The 18,286-nt window shown below is 39.6% G+C and carries 14 protein-coding genes, 1 tRNA gene and 1 pseudogene; 5 read left to right on the top strand and 11 right to left on the bottom strand.

The window, feature by feature from the left end; translation table 11 throughout:
• Nucleotides 1-58: 58 nt before the first annotated feature.
• Nucleotides 59-2,719: a putative bifunctional diguanylate cyclase/phosphodiesterase gene (locus NMK36_RS21835; protein ID WP_254174606.1), complete on the bottom strand. Its 2,661-nt coding sequence runs from the start codon at nucleotides 2,717-2,719 to the stop codon at nucleotides 59-61.
• A gap of 114 nt (nucleotides 2,720-2,833) precedes the next feature.
• Between NMK36_RS21835 and NMK36_RS21840 the strand changes: the two genes are divergently transcribed.
• Nucleotides 2,834-4,096, top strand: coding sequence for a bifunctional folylpolyglutamate synthase/dihydrofolate synthase (locus tag NMK36_RS21840; RefSeq protein WP_254174607.1), 1,263 nt, complete (start codon nucleotides 2,834-2,836; stop codon nucleotides 4,094-4,096).
• Nucleotides 4,097-4,099: 3 nt separating this feature from the next.
• Here NMK36_RS21840 and NMK36_RS21845 read toward each other — a convergent pair whose 3' ends face one another.
• The 3 genes from NMK36_RS21845 to pheS all read right to left on the bottom strand — a co-directional run bounded on the left by NMK36_RS21845 (nucleotide 4,100) and on the right by pheS (nucleotide 6,692).
• Nucleotides 4,100-4,678: a hypothetical protein gene (locus NMK36_RS21845; RefSeq protein WP_254174608.1), complete on the bottom strand. Its 579-nt coding sequence runs from the start codon at nucleotides 4,676-4,678 to the stop codon at nucleotides 4,100-4,102.
• Between the two features lie 325 nt (nucleotides 4,679-5,003).
• The gene (locus NMK36_RS21850; RefSeq protein ID WP_072718475.1) at nucleotides 5,004-5,651 is read right to left on the bottom strand and encodes an SH3 domain-containing protein; all 648 of its coding nucleotides are present in this window, start codon (nucleotides 5,649-5,651) and stop codon (nucleotides 5,004-5,006) included.
• Between the two features lie 39 nt (nucleotides 5,652-5,690).
• On the bottom strand, nucleotides 5,691-6,692 hold the full coding sequence (pheS, locus tag NMK36_RS21855) for a phenylalanine--tRNA ligase subunit alpha (RefSeq protein WP_072718474.1): 1,002 nt from the start codon (nucleotides 6,690-6,692) through the stop codon (nucleotides 5,691-5,693).
• A 300-nt stretch (nucleotides 6,693-6,992) separates the two neighbouring features.
• Here pheS and NMK36_RS21860 point away from each other — a divergent pair, with 300 nt between their 5' ends.
• Nucleotides 6,993-7,481 (top strand): GNAT family N-acetyltransferase, encoded by a 489-nt coding sequence (locus NMK36_RS21860; RefSeq protein WP_072718739.1) that lies wholly within the window; start codon nucleotides 6,993-6,995, stop codon nucleotides 7,479-7,481.
• Between the two features lie 38 nt (nucleotides 7,482-7,519).
• Here NMK36_RS21860 and NMK36_RS21865 read toward each other — a convergent pair whose 3' ends face one another.
• Nucleotides 7,520-8,371, bottom strand: coding sequence for an alpha/beta fold hydrolase (locus NMK36_RS21865; protein ID WP_072718473.1), 852 nt, complete (start codon nucleotides 8,369-8,371; stop codon nucleotides 7,520-7,522).
• A gap of 182 nt (nucleotides 8,372-8,553) precedes the next feature.
• On the opposite strand from NMK36_RS21865, the gene NMK36_RS21870 reads away from it, so the two are divergent.
• The 3 genes from NMK36_RS21870 (at nucleotide 8,554) to NMK36_RS21880 (ending at nucleotide 10,773) form a co-directional block, all read left to right on the top strand.
• Nucleotides 8,554-9,102 carry an NYN domain-containing protein gene (locus tag NMK36_RS21870; protein WP_254174609.1) on the top strand — a complete coding sequence of 183 codons (549 nt, stop codon included), beginning with the start codon at nucleotides 8,554-8,556 and terminating at the stop codon, nucleotides 9,100-9,102.
• A gap of 121 nt (nucleotides 9,103-9,223) precedes the next feature.
• Nucleotides 9,224-9,295, top strand: a tRNA-Asn gene (locus tag NMK36_RS21875).
• A 122-nt stretch (nucleotides 9,296-9,417) separates the two neighbouring features.
• A complete protein-coding gene (locus NMK36_RS21880) occupies nucleotides 9,418-10,773 on the top strand; it encodes a DUF3370 domain-containing protein (protein WP_072718738.1) in 1,356 nt (451 codons plus the stop codon).
• Between the two features lie 455 nt (nucleotides 10,774-11,228).
• Here the strand turns inward: NMK36_RS21880 and groL are convergent, their stop codons facing one another.
• The 6 genes and pseudogenes from groL to NMK36_RS21910 all read right to left on the bottom strand — a co-directional run bounded on the left by groL (nucleotide 11,229) and on the right by NMK36_RS21910 (nucleotide 18,192).
• Nucleotides 11,229-12,902, bottom strand: a complete 1,674-nt coding sequence (gene groL / locus NMK36_RS21885) for a chaperonin GroEL (RefSeq protein ID WP_072718471.1) — start codon at nucleotides 12,900-12,902, stop codon at nucleotides 11,229-11,231.
• A 319-nt stretch (nucleotides 12,903-13,221) separates the two neighbouring features.
• Nucleotides 13,222-14,139 (bottom strand): adenylate/guanylate cyclase domain-containing protein, encoded by a 918-nt coding sequence (locus tag NMK36_RS21890; RefSeq protein WP_254174610.1) that lies wholly within the window; start codon nucleotides 14,137-14,139, stop codon nucleotides 13,222-13,224.
• Between the two features lie 33 nt (nucleotides 14,140-14,172).
• Nucleotides 14,173-14,421, bottom strand: a pseudogene (locus NMK36_RS29035) (CHASE2 domain-containing protein); the annotation flags it as partial.
• Nucleotides 14,367-14,708 carry a CHASE2 domain-containing protein gene (locus NMK36_RS21900; RefSeq protein ID WP_254174611.1) on the bottom strand — a complete coding sequence of 114 codons (342 nt, stop codon included), beginning with the start codon at nucleotides 14,706-14,708 and terminating at the stop codon, nucleotides 14,367-14,369. The pseudogene NMK36_RS29035 and the gene NMK36_RS21900, both read right to left, overlap by 55 nt.
• A 31-nt stretch (nucleotides 14,709-14,739) precedes the next feature.
• A complete protein-coding gene (locus NMK36_RS21905; protein ID WP_072718469.1) occupies nucleotides 14,740-15,531 on the bottom strand; it encodes a DUF928 domain-containing protein in 792 nt (263 codons plus the stop codon).
• 129 nt (nucleotides 15,532-15,660) lie between these two features.
• Nucleotides 15,661-18,192, bottom strand: coding sequence for a CHAT domain-containing protein (locus NMK36_RS21910; protein WP_254174612.1), 2,532 nt, complete (start codon nucleotides 18,190-18,192; stop codon nucleotides 15,661-15,663).
• Nucleotides 18,193-18,286: the final 94 nt, after the last annotated feature.

Consider the following 18,286-nt stretch of genomic DNA (forward strand, 5'->3'; position numbering starts at 1 on the left):
ATTATTTTGTTGATTTTTTTTAATACAGCTAACGGTAATCGCATTTTTCCAAACCAGGCTATAAATACTTAAATTGATGATTAAGAATTAACTGTTTAATTCCCTCACTATCCAAGGGACGAGAAAAGAAATATCCCTGTCCATAATGGCAGCCTAATTGTTTTAATTCTAAGATTTGCTCCAAGGTTTCTACCCCTTCAGCAACAACACTCATTTTTAAATTAACCGCTAAATTAATAATCGTTTCTACAATTTCTCGATTTTCCGCTTTACTTCCTAATGGACTAACAAAAGATCGATCAATTTTTAAAATATCAATGGGAAATTGTTGTAACCGACTTAAAGAAGAATATCCTGTCCCGAAATCATCAATTGACAATTGAATTCCTAAATCTCGCAGTTGTTGTAATTGGGTGGTAGCAGATTCAAAATGCTCCATAATCACCCCTTCTGTAATTTCTAACCGTAAAAGTTTAGCATCTAAACCTGTTTCTTGCAAAATATCTTGAATCATATTAACAAGTTTAAGTTGAGCAAATTGCCGTCCCGCAACATTCACACTCATTGTCACATTATGATTCACTAATTGTTCAATTTGCCATTGACGCATTTGTTTACAAGCGGTTCTTAACACCCATTCTCCTATAGGAACAATTAACCCGGTTTCTTCAGCTAAAGGAATAAATTGTACAGGGGAAACTAAACCCCGTTTCGGATGATTCCAACGCACTAAGGCTTCAAATCCGGCAATTTCTCCTGTTAACAATGATACAATTAATTGATAATTTAATAACAATTCATCCCGTTCAATTGCCCGTCTTAAATCCGTTTCTAACTGTAACCGACTGCGGAAATTTTTCTGCATTCTTTGATCAAAAAGTTGAGGAGATCCCTGTCCTAAATATTTAGCATGACGCATGGCTGTATCGGCATCTTGCAGTAATTCTTCTGCGGATTCATACAGATGTCCGCTACTTTGAAAATTAAAGGTAATTCCAATACTAGCACTCGTAAATACTTCTTGTTGTTCGAGTTGAAAAGGTTGGGATAAGGTTAGGGAAATGCGTTCTGCAATTTGAGTAGCGTCTTCAATCTCTTGAATATCTTCTACTAAAACGGCAAATTCATCTCCATTTAAACGGGCAACAGTATCCCCTTCTCGAACTGTATTGATCAATCGTTGACTTAAATCGATTAATAGTTGATTTCCTACGGCGTGTCCCAAACTATCATTAATGACTTTAAACCGATCTAAATCTACATATAAAACAGCAAATAAACTATCAGAACGGCGTTGAGAATGGGCTAAAGATTGTTGTACCCGATCAATAAACAAAGCTCGATTAGGTAAGCTTGTAAGTTCATCATAAAAAGCATTATAAAGTAGCTTTTCTTCAGCCAGTTTCCGTTGGGTAATATCTTCTACCGTTCCTTCATAATATAAAATATTGCCTTGATTATCATAAACAGAACGACTATTTTCCGAAATCCAAATCACTTGTCTATCTTGGCGATAAACTTGATATTCAAATCCCGAAATTTGACCCTGTTCTAGCATAATTTGGGTAAATTCTTGTCGTTCTTTAGGATTAACATATAATTGCTCTGAGATATTCCTAAGATTCTGGATTAAATCTTCGGGAGAATCGTAACCATAGATGCGAGCTAAGGCTGGATTAGCACTAAGATAATAACCATCAGGTGTAGATTGAAAAATTCCTTCAATAGCATTTTCAAAGATACTTCTATATTTAGCTTCTGCTTTTTGTTGCGCTTCTTCTGCTTGTTTTCGTTCTAATTCCGCCACAATTCGTCCCGCAAAAATATGAATCAAAGATTGTATTCGATCTTCATTTTTGATTGGTTGATCATGGAGTAAACATAAATAACCAATAATTTGTTCAGAATGACTAATAATCGGAACTCCAATAGAGGAGACAACTTGCAATTCTACTAAGGATGAAAGATGAGGAAAAAGTTCTTGAACCCGGTCAGAAAAATAGGTTAAGGATCGAGTTTTATTAATCTCATTACACAAGGTTTGATCCAGATCAAGTTCTGTATTTTCTAAAAAGTGATCGCCTCCCCAAAAAGCCAAGGTTCGTACTCGTCCGGGTATTTCTTGTATAACTTCTGTGACAATAACATAGCGAAACCCTAAAGTTAACCCTAAATGTTGGGCTAAGGCGGGAAAAAATTCAACCCCTGTTACGGATGCAGTCTCTAAGATTAAGCTTTGTAAAACCGCCTCTGCTTGTTGACGTTCTTGATTTTCCCGATCTAATAAAGCATTGGTTTCGGCTAATTCTAATACTCGTTTTTTTAGCTCATTTTGAGTTGTTTTTAAAGTTTGAATTACTAAATTTTTTTTATCGGTTGTTCTTCCCAATAAAATAGCCGTTATCAAAATCAATAAAATCACTAAACTAATCCGAATGGGTTCTGGGGTGAAAACACTAGGAACCCATTTTATCCAAGCGATATAGATAATATAAATAGAAATAACGCTGGTGCAGGCTAATCCGGTTTTTAATCCTCCTAAATTCGCGCATAATATTACGGAAAAACCCATTATTACAAAGGGGATAGGAACCCAGAAACCCATATTTTTAGAAACTTCGATGGCACTTACAATCAAAATTCCCACAAATCCACCTATCCAGAATGAAGTTTCATATAAAATTTTATGGATACCATATCGAATTAATCTCAATTTCACGCTAATCTCCCGGTTTTACTACTGATTTTAGAGATAGAATATCATTGCATAGTATTTAATAGTAACCTGTTCAACAGTATTCTTAAAGGGCAGTAAAAGTTGTAATTCAATAGGGTGAATATGGAAACATTTCTACAACGATATCAACAGTTTGGCATTCATTTGGGTTTAGAACGCATTCAACAACTCCTGGAACGTTTAGGAAATCCTCACTTTGATGTTCCTATCATCCATATCGCAGGCACAAATGGCAAGGGTTCTGTATGTTCTTACCTGTCTTCTATTTTGACACAGGCTGGTTATCGTGTCGGGCGCTACATTTCTCCTCATTTAATAGATTGGACAGAACGCTTATGTATTAATGAGCAACCGATTTCAAAACTCGATTTTTTACAAGTTTTACAACAAGTCGAAGACGCAATTTTACCCGATGAACCTCCTCCAACTCTGTTTGAAGTTGTGACATTGGCAGCTTGGCTATATTTTGCCCAAAAAAAGGTAGATATTGCTGTCATTGAAGTGGGATTAGGGGGACGTTTAGATGCCACAAATGTTTGTGATCATCCTTTGGTCAGTGTGATTACTTCCATTAGTTTAGATCATCAAGAATATTTGGGTTCAACACTTGCAGAGATCGCCTTTGAAAAAGCGGGAATTCTTAAACCTGGATGTCCGGTTGTCGTCGGTGTTTTACCATCAGAAGCTGAAAAGGTGATTCAACGCCGTGCGAGTGAATTTAACTGTCCGGTGACTTGGGTTAAACCTGCGGTTTGGGTTGGGGAGCAAAACCGCCTCAATTCCTTCCCTATTGCCCGTTATCAGGGTTTAGAATACCCTTTACCCCTATTCGGCGAGATACAGTTAATGAATTCTGCGATCGCCATTGCAACGGCACAAATCCTGGGTCAGCAAGGATGGAATATTTCAGAGGAGGCGATCGCTAAAGGGATAGAAAAGGCTCAATGGCCAGGACGATTACAATGGATAACCTGGCAAAATCATCGGTTACTGATTGATGGAGCTCATAATCCAGCAGCCGCAGAAGCTTTACGTCAATATGTAGACAATTTGCAGATTTCCTCAGTCACTTGGGTGATGGGAATGTTATCAACTAAAGATCATACTAATATTTTTAAAGCCGTATTAAGACCCGGTGATCGATTATATTTAGTTCCCATTCCCGATCATCCCTATGCAGAGCCAGAACAGTTAGCTACTCTTGCTAAAACGTTGTGTCCTGATTTAAAACATTGTCAAGTTTATCCAGATTTAATTCCTGCTTTAGAAGTGGCTATTACCGAGGAAAATACCTTACCTGTTCTCTGTGGATCATTGTATTTATTGGGTTATTTTTTACAACTTCTTGAGAAAAATTAAACCCTATAACCAAGTCATGGATTGCATAATTTTTTTAATTTCTAGGGGGGTAATCGTTTGATTAATTGTGCAGCCCTCCCGTTTTTCCTCAGTTCCAATTCCGTAAATTACTGAATCTTTAACTGAAAAACTCCAGATTTCAGATTGAGGAGAATTTAACTGTTCGGGTGAGGGGATTTTGTTATAGGAACTTCCATCAAAAACGGCTCCAATATTAATTGTTGTTTTTCCAAATAAGGACGTTTCAATTGTGAATAAAAATCCCGCTTCTGGGCCACCCGTACCCCCCATAAATCCAGAAATATAGAAACAGTGATTATCGGAATTTCGATAAAGAATTTCATAACTGGATCGTCCCGAAGTTGGGGAGCCTTGAGTTGTGAATTTAGAAACACTAAACCCCGGTGGAATATAGTTCGGGAGGGCTACTGGAATACCTAAATTTTCTAAGGACTGTATTTGAGTATTATTAAGATTTCCTAGGGATTCAGCTAAGGTATTAATAGATAGGGGAAAAATTAAGCAAATAGTTGTTACAATAGGTTGTAAAATTCCTGAACCTAAAATCAAGTATTTTCTCATTTTTAATCCTATTAAATCCCAAATTCTTTCAATGAATTTCCGGTGTAGGGGCGAGGTACTCTCCATTAGTGTCAACTTAAGTTTAAAAGCCTTGAAATCAATTTCAGTAGAGAGACGCGCCATGTAACCCCTTCTACGCTCAAACCCGTTAAAACGGGTTAATGAAGAATGATCTGAGTCATCTTTAGATGACGTAGAGACGCGCCATGTAACCCCCTCTACACCCGAACTTGAGTTCAGGGCTAACGTGGGTTAAGTTGACGGACTTTGGGTACTCTCGCCCTTATAGATGACTCAAGATAACTCCCCCTGGTTTCTATGTTTCCTATCTTCGACACATAATTAACGTATTAGCCGAGATATATCCCTCCAGAGGCTCACTAATTTCAACCCAATCCCGTTTTTCACCATTAGTATCAGGAATTAATTTATAATTCTCAACTAATCTTACCCGTGCTCCTGAAGCAACACCCCCAACTCGTTCAGAAAATCGAGAGGGTTTTTCCCGTACAACAACCCCTTTCGGTGCGGCATATAAATCAATTTGACGACACAGACTCACGGGTGTTGGCTTAGGATTTTCCGCTTGATTTCCACAGTCTAATAAATTACCCGTTGCATCAGGAAAACCATTAGAAATATAACCTTTTACAGGGGCAGTAATTTCAATCCAAGTCCGACCATCGGGGCCACGAGTTCCTTGAGAATTATCGGCTAAGGTAACTTCCGTTTTAAAACCCACTCCACCAACAACAGGGGAATTTGGAGTCGGTCGCGCATGAACCGCTAACCCTTGAGGTTCGCCAATGCGACGGCACAAACTGGAACGACTTTGAGCGATTTGGGTGTCCGAATTCGGGGTTTGGGGTTTGGTTTGAATATTAGCTAAGGTGGGTAATTGACTTCCCATTACGGCTAATACAACGAATGCCAAAACTCGAAAGGACTGACTCCTTAATCGAAAATTATTCATGAATTTCACTCCTCATTAAATCCCACACATTTTTTTTTATTAGAACTGACGTAAAAAGCGTAAATCGCTGGCATAAACCCGCCGAATATCATCAATTTGATGGAGAACCATCGCAAACCGTTCTACACCAAAACCTGCTGCAAATCCCGTGTATTTTTCGGGGTCATACCCGGCAGCTTTTAAAACATTAGGATCAACCATGCCACATCCTAACACTTCTAGCCATTTTCCTTGCCATTGTAAATCGACTTCCGCCGAAGGTTCGGTAAAGGGGAAATAACTCGCCCGGAAGCGCACGGGTAAATCCCCAAACATTTGTCGGAGAAACTCTTTAATGGTTCCTTTTAAATCTGTAAACCGCAACCCTTCTTCAATGGCTAAGAGTTCAATTTGATGGAACACCGCCGCATGGGTCGCATCAACAGTATCCCGACGATAAACCCGACCCGGTGCGACAATGCGGATGGGGGGTTGATGTTGTTCCATGTAGCGAATTTGTACCGATGAGGTATGGGTTCTTAATAAATTGCCATCGGGTAAATAAAACGTATCCTGCATATCCCGTGCAGGGTGATCCGGGGGGGTATTTAAGGCTTCAAAATTATAATAGTCCGTTTCCATTTCCGGGCCAGAAGCAACGGTATACCCCAACCCCACAAAAATGTCTAAAGCGCGATCAATAATGCCATTGAGGGGATGAATTCGACCTTGGGAATGATAAACTCCTGGCATCGTCACATCCAGGGTTTCCGACTGAAGTTGGGCTTCGAGTTGGGCACGCTGTAAAGCGGTGCGTGTTTCCTCTAAACCCGTTTCTAAGGCTTTTTTAACCTCATTGGCTAACGCTCCAATGCGAGGTCGTTCACTGGGGTCAAGTTTTCCCATAGCCCCTAAAACTACAGAAACTTTACCTTTTTTGCCTAAATAGTTAATTCGTAATTGTTCTAATTCATCCAAGGTTTGACAAGCTGCGATCGCTGTTATTCCCTCGGCGCGTAAGTCTTCCAGTTGAGTTTCTAATTCACTAAGTTGAGTTGCCATATATTAGGATCAAGAATAGAGCGCTTAAGGGGGGTAGGGGGATTGAATTTGTCCTGCCTTTGCTGAGTTTAACTTAATTTGCCCTCCTTCTGGGATGAGTCTTTGGGCTAAAAAAATCAAGATCACAACCAATTCAGAGGTTAGACGGATTAAGAGTGAAGATTCCCCTGATTAGCAAAAAATGGACATATTTTTTGTGCCGAACCCATCTTGAGAACTTGATTCTGACTCGACTACACTAGGTTTTTTAAGATGATGGGTGTAGGGGGAATTATGGGGCAAACAGGGGTTAGGATGGGTATGCAGATTCGGGACGCAGTGGAGACGGACTTACCAACAATTGTAGAGATTTATAACGCGGCGGTTCCGGGACGCACAGCAACGGCTGATTTAGAACCAATATCCGTCGAAAGCCGAATTTCTTGGTATCAGGAACACAAAGCCCAAACTCGTCCGGTGTGGGTCGTCGAGTTAGATCACCAAATTGTAGGCTGGTTAAGTTTTCAGGCGTTCTATGGTCGTCCAGCTTATCAGAGTACCGCAGAACTCAGTATTTATATTCATCCTGAGTATCAAGGTCAAGGAATTGGTAAAAGACTATTAACCCAAGCCCTAAATCACAGTCCTAAGTTAGGATTAAAAGCTTTAGTGGCGTTAATTTTTGCTCACAATCAACCGAGTTTAAAATTATTTGAAACTTTTGAGTTTAAACAATGGGGTTATTTACCCAAAGTTGCTAATTTAGATGGCATTGAACGAGATTTAGTGATTATGGGGCGTCATGTATAGGGGGATGGGGAACAGTTTAATGATCCCTTAACCTTGATTTAATACTGATTTATAATCGTTTTGATGTGCTCAACAACGGTATGGGTTTGTTCCACCATGGCTAAATGCCCACAGTTGGGGATCTCAATCACATTGTTATCCCCTTGACGAAATAGCCAATGAAAACTGGCTAAATGGCGAACATATTGAGGTTCCATAATTCCATCTTGCAGTCCCGCTATAAAATAAACGGGTTGTTGCAGTCGAGACACCACCTGGGGTAAACGATGGACTTCCGCTTCGGTTGTAGAATCTAATAATGCCCCTAATGCGGCTTCAGGATGGGCAATGACAAAATCGATTAACCGTTGTCGTCCCCACCGTTGTTTGAGGGGACAGGCGACTTGAGCGCGGGTAAAGATTAAATCCAATAACGGTAAATAACACAACCATCGGGGGCGAAATTTAACAATTTGTTCACCAACGGAACGAAATTTCTCAAATTCCTCTTTTAAGTAAATTCCCCCACCCGCATTCACACAAATAACGCCTTTCACCTGTTCTGGCAGTTTATCCGCTCCTAAAAGGGCAATGGTTCCCCCTAGAGAATGACCCACTAACCAAGCATTGTTGAGGTTTAGGGTGTCCAACAGAATGGCTAAATCTTCAGCGTAGGAAATGGGGGTATAAACGGCGAGTCGTGAGGGGTTTCCCGCCAACAGTTGAGAATCTCCAAATCCTCGTAAATCATAAGATAAACATTGATATTGTGGGGCTAATAGGTCGATGACGGGTTGCCAGTAATGACGACTCAATAACCAACCGTGAATAAAAACCAGTACGTCACCCGATGAGGTGGGCGACGTCAATTCGTAAGTGTGTTTAACTCCCTGGATATCGATAGTAGCCATAATCCTATCGTATCCTGAAATGTACTTTTCAGAAATGAGTAATCCGCTTCACCGGGAACACTATACAGTTAACGGTCAACCATCAACTGTATAGTTCTGTGATAATATGTAAAGAAAAAATTAACCTTGGGCGTATTTTTATTAATCGTCCAACCCTTGCAAGCTTATTTAACAACTGAACCATGAGTAGCTCTCTCGCTAAAGCTGTCTTATTCGTAGACGGCTATAACATTATTGGAATATGGCCGCTATTGCGACAGAAACGGGATGGTGACGGGATGGAAGAAGCCCGTAGACACTTGATTGAAACGTTAGTGGACTATAGTGCCTTTGAAGGGTTAGATGCTCGCATTGTGTTTGATGCCCACTATCAAAATACTCCCAGTTTTAGCGAAGCCATTACCCGCAATGTGTCGATTCATTATACAGGTTTTGGACAAACCGCAGATACTTATATTGAAAAACTCTGTGCTTCTTTGGGTCGTCAATTGCGGTTGTCCCGACGTCGATTAATTGTCGCCACTTCAGACCGCGCTCAACAGTTGACGGTCACGGGTTATGGGGCTGAATGGCTGTCCGCCGAACAATTAGCCGAAGCGGTGGAAGCTACAACCAGCCGTCGCCAACGCCGTCATCAACCCCGGAAGCAATCGTCTAGTCGTTTCTTGGCGAGTTCCCTAGATGCAGAGGCTCAAACCCGCCTCGCTCAGTTGAGAATGGGCTTAAAATAGCCTCTATAAAGGCTTTTCAGGATTTAAAATCAAACTTCAAAAAATTTTTTCAAAAAGGCTTGCAAAATTCTAGGGTTTGGCGCTACTATAATTAACTGTGGCTAAAAGAGAGACACAACGTTCCTCGGTAGCTCAGCGGTAGAGCGGTCGGCTGTTAACCGATTGGTCGTAGGTTCGAATCCCACCCGAGGAGTTCACCCCAATAATATTTGAATATTAAATCAGACCATAACCTGATCTGGTATTTCAATCAGTATCCTGCATTTCTGTTGAGAAACGTAGGATATTGTTCTGTCTATTTTAATAACAAGGATGATTTTACCCTTATTTCTCAGTTTAACTTTATTAGCCCAAGCTGCCCCTCCTGCGCGGGAAATTGTACAACCTCAAGAAGTGCGACCGTTACCCGGACAATTAGATCAAATCCCTGTTTTTAATAGTAATAGTCCTGAACTAATTTTAAACGAAGGAATTTTACTTTCAACCTTTCCCCAAACCGATAAAAAACAACCAGAAGCCCACTTAAATTTTCCTTTTAAAGGTAAATTTGATATTTTTGCCCACCACGTCGCTAAACCTGCCCAAGAAAACGATTTAAGAACGCTTTATTTAGGAATATTAGCTTATAATCCAGGCAATAAACCTATTACAATTCATATTTTACAAGCCGCGAGTTATTTAAGTCAACCCGATGCTCCATTTATTCCTCTGGATGCTGTTTTAGATAATATTAATGGGAATATTTATGCAGGGCCAGGAAGTCGGGTCATGAGTGATATTTTAAGGGGAAAACGACAACCTGAATTTGTTGAAAAAATTGTGATTCCGCCCCAAAGCAGTCGTCTATTATTAAATGCACCCATTCCGGTTAAAAATTTAGAACCGCCTTTAAATGGTCGGTCAACCTTAATGCGTTTAGAAAGTAATGGAGAAGTTTATATTGCCAGTTTAGCGAAATATGCAACGGTGCAACAAAATAGAACCGAAATTGCACCCACATTAACAGAATGGGAACAATTATTAAAGTTAGGAACATTAGTAACACCGCGCGATCGCACTCCGACACCACCGAATACAAATCCTCAACAAATCATTTATGGAAGAGTCGCTGGAGTTGCATTAGGTTCCCGTTGGAATGGCAATATTGTTGATACTAATAATTCTATTTTAACGATTCCTAAACCGGGAGAAGCTTTTTCTTATCCTCTTGCAACATTACCAAGAGGACAGTTAGGAACTAATCAAATTCAAAGTGCTCCCTTAGTCGTTCGATATCCTGATACTGCTTATCAAGCTCATGGAAATTATGGCATAGAATATAACTTAAATTTACCCTTACATAACCCTACCAATCAACTCCAAACGGTTATTTTAACGTTACAAACTCCCATCAAAGAAGAAAAATTATCCCAACCCGGCTTAAGGTTTTTTGACCCCCCCGCACCCCAAGTGTTTTTCCGAGGAACAGTTCGATTTAGTTATAAAGATGAGCAAGGAAAATCCCAAACTCGCTATGTTCATTTAGTACAAAAACGGGGTCAACCCGGAGAACCGTTAGTCAAATTAACCTTAAAACCCAAAGAAACCAGACCTGTTAAAGTTGATTTTCTTTATCCTCCAGATGCGTCTGCTCCTCAAGTTTTGACGGTGCAAACATTACCGTTAAAATAAATCTAGTTTCAGTTGAATTTCACGAATTAAAGCTTGTTACCAACCCAGCTTTTAAGGACTACACCATAAATTGTTCATTTTGTCAATACCTCTATCTGTTGCTTAACATTCCTTTCCCAAAATTCGTGCATCGATACGCCGAAATTTAGTTATAAAACCAACAGATTGAACGACACAATCGGGGTTTTAGCCTTCATTTTTACAATTAGACACAATAAGCCCTTTGGTGCTGTTTTTTCAATGATACCAGAACCCCGATAATCTCGTCAACTATTTGAAAGTTATTCTCAATAAAATATCAAAAATTCCTAACAATCTTTTAAAAAACAAAATTATTTTGCCTGATTAATTAAAACAAGTTATTAAAGCAACGGATATTTCTCAATGACCAGAGTAGATCCGTTGCTTCAGCAAGCCCTAGCTAGAGATCAGCAGGGATGTGAGATCACGGCATTCTACATCATGCCCATGCCACCCATGCCACCCATGCCACCCATACCGCCCATACCGCCCATACCGCCCATGGCATCCATATCGGGCATTGCGGCTTTCTTCTCAGGCTTTTCGACCACTAAGGCTTCAGTTGTTAACACTAATCCCGCAATAGATGTGGCATTTTGCAGTGCAGAACGTACCACTTTTGCCGGGTCAATAATTCCAGAAGCAATTAAATCTTCGTATATTCCCGTTAAGGCATTATAACCCATGCTAAATTCAGTGTCACGGACATTTTCTACCACGACAGCACCTTCAGCCCCAGCATTACTGGCAATATAATATAACGGAGCTTCTAAAGCTTTAGAAATAATTCCGGCTGCAATTTTTTCTTCATCATCGAGTTGGGATTTAATTTCATCGACTTTTTTAGCCAGATGAATTAACGTTGTTCCACCACCCGGAACAATTCCTTCTTCAACGGCGGCTTTTGTTGCATTCAACGCATCTTCAATTCGCAGTTTCCGAGATTTCATTTCCGTTTCCGTAGCAGCACCGACTTTAATCACTGCCACACCACCAGCTAATTTAGCAATCCGTTCTTGGAGTTTTTCGGCATCATATTCAGAGTCGGTTTCTTCCAATTGACGGCGAATCTGCTCAACCCGTTTTTTCACATCGGCTTGAGTTTTGCTATCAGCTACAATAATGGTATTGTCTTTTTCAATGGTGATTTTGCTGGCGGTTCCTAACATCTCTAAAGAAACCGTATCTAAGCTTAATCCGACTTCTTCAGAAATTAATTGTCCCCCTGTGAGAACGGCAATATCCTGTAACAAAGCTTTGCGACGTTCACCGAAACTCGGAGCTTTAATCGCCGCAACATTCAACACGCCTCTGGCTTTATTAACCACCAAGGTTGCTAAAGCTTCCCCATCAATATCTTCAGCAATAATTAACAACGGTTGACCCGAACGGGCAATTTTTTCCAAAACAGAAACTAAGTCCTGAATAGAACTAATTTTTTTATCCGTAATCAAGATTCTGGCGTTAGAAAATTCCACCACCATCCGTTCATTATCGGTAATAAAATAGGGAGAAATATATCCCCGATCCAGTTGCATTCCTTCCACCACATCTAATTCGGTGGTGATGGATTTAGATTCTTCAACGGTAATCACCCCATCTTTGGTAACTTTTTCCATCGCTTGGGAGATCATTTGACCGATTTCTTCATCGTTTCCGGCGGAAATTGTAGCGACTTGGGCGATCGCATCTCCTTCAACGGGTTTAGCAACGGCTTGAATTTCTTGGACTAAAATCTGAGCAATTTTTTCCATTCCCCGTCTCAAGGCGACCGGATTAGCCCCGGCTGCGACGTTTTTTAGCCCTTCATGAATCATGGCTTGGGCTAAAATAGCGGCGGTTGTTGTTCCATCTCCAGCCACTTCATTGGTTTTGGAGGCGACTTCCTGCATCAGCCGAGCGCCTGTATTTTCGAGGGGGTCAGCAAGTTGAATTTCTTTAGCAACCGTGATGCCATCATTAACGATTTCAGGAGCACCAAATTTCTTCTCTAATAAGACATTGCGACCTTTGGGGCCAAGGGTGACGCGCACCGCATCGGCTAAGGCATTTACGCCTTTTTCTAAGGCTTTACGAGATTCTTCACTAAACGAAACAATTTTAGCCATCTTACAATATTGTTAATCACCAATAGGTTACTTTAGCACTCAACTGTTCCGAGTGCTAGTTCGGAAATCCGTCCTACTTAAGTTTTAAGAGGGAACAGGGAACAGGCAATAGGCAATCTTGCTATAGGCAATAGGCAATAGGCAATTACGAATTACGAATTACGAATTACGAATTACGATTGGGGAATGGTGAATAGGGGGCGAAAGCAGAAATACTAATATTAAAAATCATATAGCAATCCCAAATAGGTTGTAATAATTTAAAAGTGATATGAAATAGCTAGAAGTATTATCCCTGTTCCCTGTTCCCTGTTCCCTTTTAATCGTTGATAGCTTGATAAATATTAATTAACTGTTGACGTCCATATAATTGCACACGACCGACGTAACGAGTGGGAAACTTGCCATTAATTTGTTGATGGGTTTCTTCATTCATTAAAATCCGGCAGGTTCCCTCACTATAAAAGGATTTGTCATAACTTTCTAAGCGGGCAGCAATATTAACACTATCGCCTAAAGTTGTATATTCCATCCGTTGAGAACTGCCTAAACTTCCAGTAACGACAACTCCGGTAGCAATTCCAATTCTCATAGAAATTAGGGGTTGATTTTGTTGTTGCCAATGTTGATTAAGCACTCGCAATTTTTCTCCCATCGCTAAGGCACAGGATACCGCAGAAGTTGCATCTTGAGCAATTTCTTGGGTACTATTTCGAGGAATAGGAACTCCAAATACTGCCATAATAGCATCCCCCATAAATTTATCAACAACCCCATCATGTTCAAACACAATATTCGCCATGGCATTCATATATTCATTTAACCAAGTCATTAACATTGCGGGTTCCATGCGTTCAGCAATGGTACTAAAACCTTTAATATCCGTAAACAGGACAGTTGCTATCATTTTCTGCCCTAAAATTTGACCTTTTTGTAATAAATCCTCTCGATTTTGCCATATTGTTTCCGCAATTTTGGGGGTAACATACCGTTGAAATAACGTCATCACCATTTTTCGATCTTGACGTTCAACATTAGCAATATAAGCCGTAACCACCATCCCAGAACTGACTAATGCTAATAAGGGAGAAACTAAGGGAAGCCACCAACCACTAATAAAAGCACTATAAGAAATAATAATTAAACCTCCACTGGCTAAAATCAACCAATAAACTGTCCAACGGGTTCCCCCATAAATCCATCCTAAACTGCTACCAACCGTTGACCAAAGAAACACCCAAAACCATTCTGTCCGATCTGACCAAACATGAATTAAGGTGCGTCCATCGATAGCACTACTAATCAGTTGGCTGGCAATATTAGCATGAATAATTACCCCTGGTGTACGATCATTAATACTAAATAAATTACTGGTATAAGGAGTAAAAAATAGATCATTTAAACTTTGAGCAAAGGGGCCAATGAATACAATTTTATCATGAAAAAAATCCGGTGGAATCTCATTTAAATATCTAATCCAATCGCAATCGGTTTTTGAAGCTTTATTTTTTCTATTAATTGTGCTAAAATAGCATCAGGAATCGGCCATTGCCCTAGCTTTTTCAAATCCGGTTCATCGATAGTAACAATGACAATCCGGGAATCAGGAGGTTCTAGGGGGCGCCACCGCACAAATTGATCAAAGGTTGCCCAATCTAAAAGTTGTAAAAAACCTGTACTTTGCAGGGCAATAACTGAAGCCGTTATCACAGGACTTAACCATAAATAACGAAATAACTTCAGCCATTGCCCAGAAGATTTCCATCTGAAAGTATGAAGTCTGAAGACCGTTTGTTTTTGTTTCATAACTCCATACTTCATTCGAGTTTAACCTTAATTAGTTCTCAAGCGCATTCACAAACGGTTGATTCGCAATGGATTCTAAACCAACGGATTGTAACAGTTCATTCCATTGCTTGGTTAATGTTTCATCCATCGGTTGATTTTGACGCAGTTGGGCTAAAGTGGCTAAACTTTCAAACCAAATTCCATTTTCAGCATAAATTTTAGCTTGTTCTAGGGGTTTAGCTTGTTGTAGTTTAGCTGTTAACGTGGCATCGGGTTCTGTTCTGGTGACTTCCCCGCTTACAAACACAACTTTAGGTTCCTGCGCGTTTTCATCGTTGTAAATCACCCCAAATGACCAACGATAGGTTTGACCAATTTTTAACGGAGGAGTATCTTTTGGTAGAGCAATACTGAGGATACCGGGTTGATTGGGAAGCGTTAAACGAGTTTGGTAAATATCGTTGTTATTTTCATCTTTTAAGCTAAAAGCGGCTTCTTTTGCCGGAATTGCAGGAACATAGAAAAAGAATGTCGGGGTAGCCGCAACCGTCAATCCTTTAATATCCGTTTCTTGGCGATTGGTTTGAGAATAAAATGCCGGAACTAAGGCCATTAAGGGGGGTGCGGTTTGAATCGCAGCCAGAGTTTGACCGCGAGACCCTCCTCCGGCAGTGCGGCTGGGCATTCCTTCCCCTGGTGGGGGTTCAAAAGCCATGCTAATTTGGATTCCCTCTGAACGGGTTGGTTGAGCCATAACGGACAGTTGCGGAACAAAAGCTCCCCCCACAAGGGTCAGGAGAGATAGGCTAATCCAGTGCTGGTGCAAACGGTTGTGAAACATAAAAGTATGAGTCTCCAAAGAATACTCAGAAAGAATTGAACTAGAGTCAAGAGGACTCCTGTTAGATCACGGGTCTTGGATGATGCACTAATACTTTAATTTTATTAACCTATCTTCAGAGTTACAAATCTATTGCCAATTTCCCACCAAAACAAAGGGAGCCCAATAATAGGGATCTTGATATTTTGGCTGTTGTAACAGCTTTAACTGCGCTTGACGCAGAGCTTCGGCTTTACTGATTTGTTGCTGAGTTAATTCTTGATAAAATTCTGCCATCAAGGAGGCGGTAGAGGTATCGTTAACTTGCCATAACGTCGCTAGGGTACTCCGTGCCCCAGAACGCACCGCTACACCCGCTAATCCTAAAGCAGCCCGTTGATCTCCTGTTGCGGTTTCGCAAGCACTTAAGACTAATAATTCTACCGGATTTTGTTCTCCCCGTTGGCGACGGCTGAGAAAATCATCTAAATCCTTAACATTAATTCGACTATCCCAGGTTAATAAAAAAGTATCTTCCGCTTTAGAACTAAATTGTCCATGGGTGGCTAAATGAACAATGGGAAAGGGGGTTTCTTGAATTTGTTGTTGAACAGCCTCACGGGTAAATTGTTGATTTAATAAAACTTTTGTCGGAACTTCTGCCTCAATTTTTTCAAGTTCAGACGCAACGGCAGGTAAGGCAGAAAACCCTTGACGAGCTTCACTTAACCCAACGGTTAAAGCTTTAAGTTGATTTCGTTTTAAAGATTGAGAAGCCAGGAGTTGCAAACCCGGAGTTAGAGCTAAATTATAATTTTGAACTAGATAATTTTTGCTATCATAAAGAGCAGCCATCGGCACATTTCGCAGAGAACCATCTAAGACAAAGACTAAGGTTTTAATTGAGCTATTTTTGAGATCAGCTTCAGCCGGACGAATGAGCCAATTATACACGGTTTGCGATAATTCTAATCGTTCTTTTGTCGAAAATATCGGTTGAAAAGATAGTCGTAATTGACGAATTGTAGTTTCAACCTGTTGTTGAGAAATTTCGGTAGAATAGTGGCGTAAAGGTTGACCCGGAATTGAGAGAATAACTTCTAAACGATTGGCTAAAATAATCGGATAAATGATGGCTGCATTGGGATCAATTTGATCAATTTCTTGAGGTTTAATTTCTTGATCTAAACACGCTTCTTGGAAAAAGTTATCGAGTTCAGCAAGTTGTAAAGATTCTATCAATTCACGGGCCGTTTTTAGGTTATCGGGAGTCGGAGATTGTAAAATTAAATCGACTAATTCTCGATAAACAGGTTCTACACTTTCTCGAAAGGAGAATTGCACATCTTGGTTAATCGCAACTAAGTCTTTTCTGAGAAATTTTAAAGTATTAACCGCTTCAGTATAAGCAGCGATCGCTTGGTCTTTCTGATTTTGTTGTTTTAGAAGTCTTCCTAGTTGCCATTGCCATTGATAAGCAATATCAGAAGCATTAATAGATTGAGCAATTAATAAAGCTTGTTCGGTTAATTTTTGAGCTTCTAAGGGTTGTTGATTTTGTTCATAAAATTTCCCTAAAATTCCTAATGAGTAGGATTCTGAACGGAGATCTTTTAAAATTTTAGAAGATTGAATTGCAGTATTTAATAAATCAATAATTTTAGAATGATTAGAAGCTGAATTTAACTTCATTAAAGAATTCGTAAAATTAACCATAGCATAAACCAAACTCCGACTCACCGGAACTTTAGAAATAGAATCTTGAATTTCCTGGAATAGAGTTTCTGCTTCTTTGTATTGTTTTAAATCAATCAGTAAACTATATTGATTAATCAAACCTTGCAGTTTTTCTAAACCATTTGAGGCTGTTTTTACTGCATTTTGATAATTTTCTAAAGCGAGATCGGAATTATTTTGAGCGCGATTAAGATTGGCTAAACTTAAATAAATCCGGCTTAAAATTTGAGAATAATTAGCAGTTTTAGCTAACTCTAAACTTTGTTGCAAAACAGCTTGAGCCGTTTTTAAATCGCCCACTTTTTTTAAGGCATTTCCTAAACTTAATAAAGCCGTTACTTTAATTAAAGAATTCGGTTGAGATTTCAGGGTTTCATTAACTTCTGTTAACATTTTTAAAGATTGTCGATAGAGTCCCAAGGTTTGTAAAGCCGTTGCTTGGTTTATTTGGTTAGTAATTTCTCCTAACAAATTTCCCGCTTCAGCATAAAGTTTAAACGCTTGTTTCCAAGTTTTAATAGCTTGTTCAGGTTGTCCTTTTGTGAGCTCTAATTGACCTTGAATCTCTAAAATTTGAGCTAGAATTAAAGGCTTTTTAGGAAAGGATAAATCTTGAATTAAAGCCAAACTTTCCTGTAGAACTTTTTCGGCTTGTTCCCATTGTCCTAATTGTTGTAAAACTAATGATAGATTACTTAAAGCGATCGCTTGATTAACAACATCTCCTTGTTGAGAGAACCCTAAAATAGACTGTTGTAAAATATCAGCAGCTTGAGTATATTGTCCTTGTTGATAATATTGTTTTCCTTGGTTAAATAATGTTGCTGGATCAGGTTTATAACTTTCAACCGAGGTCGGAGGTTGATTTTTGAGAGAAATTAAGGTAAAATTACTAAATAAAAAAATTGGTAAAATTCCGAGATTAATTAAACTTTTTTTTAACATGATTGACCTCCCTAAATGAGCCTATGGTTAGCTGGTGAGTGTGTCAAAAACTGCGATAATAAAATGTCAGGTAGTGTGTGCGCTGCGCTTACGC

It is taken from the genome of Planktothrix pseudagardhii (assembly GCF_904830925.1).
Lineage (GTDB): Bacteria > Cyanobacteriota > Cyanobacteriia > Cyanobacteriales > Microcoleaceae > Planktothrix > Planktothrix tepida.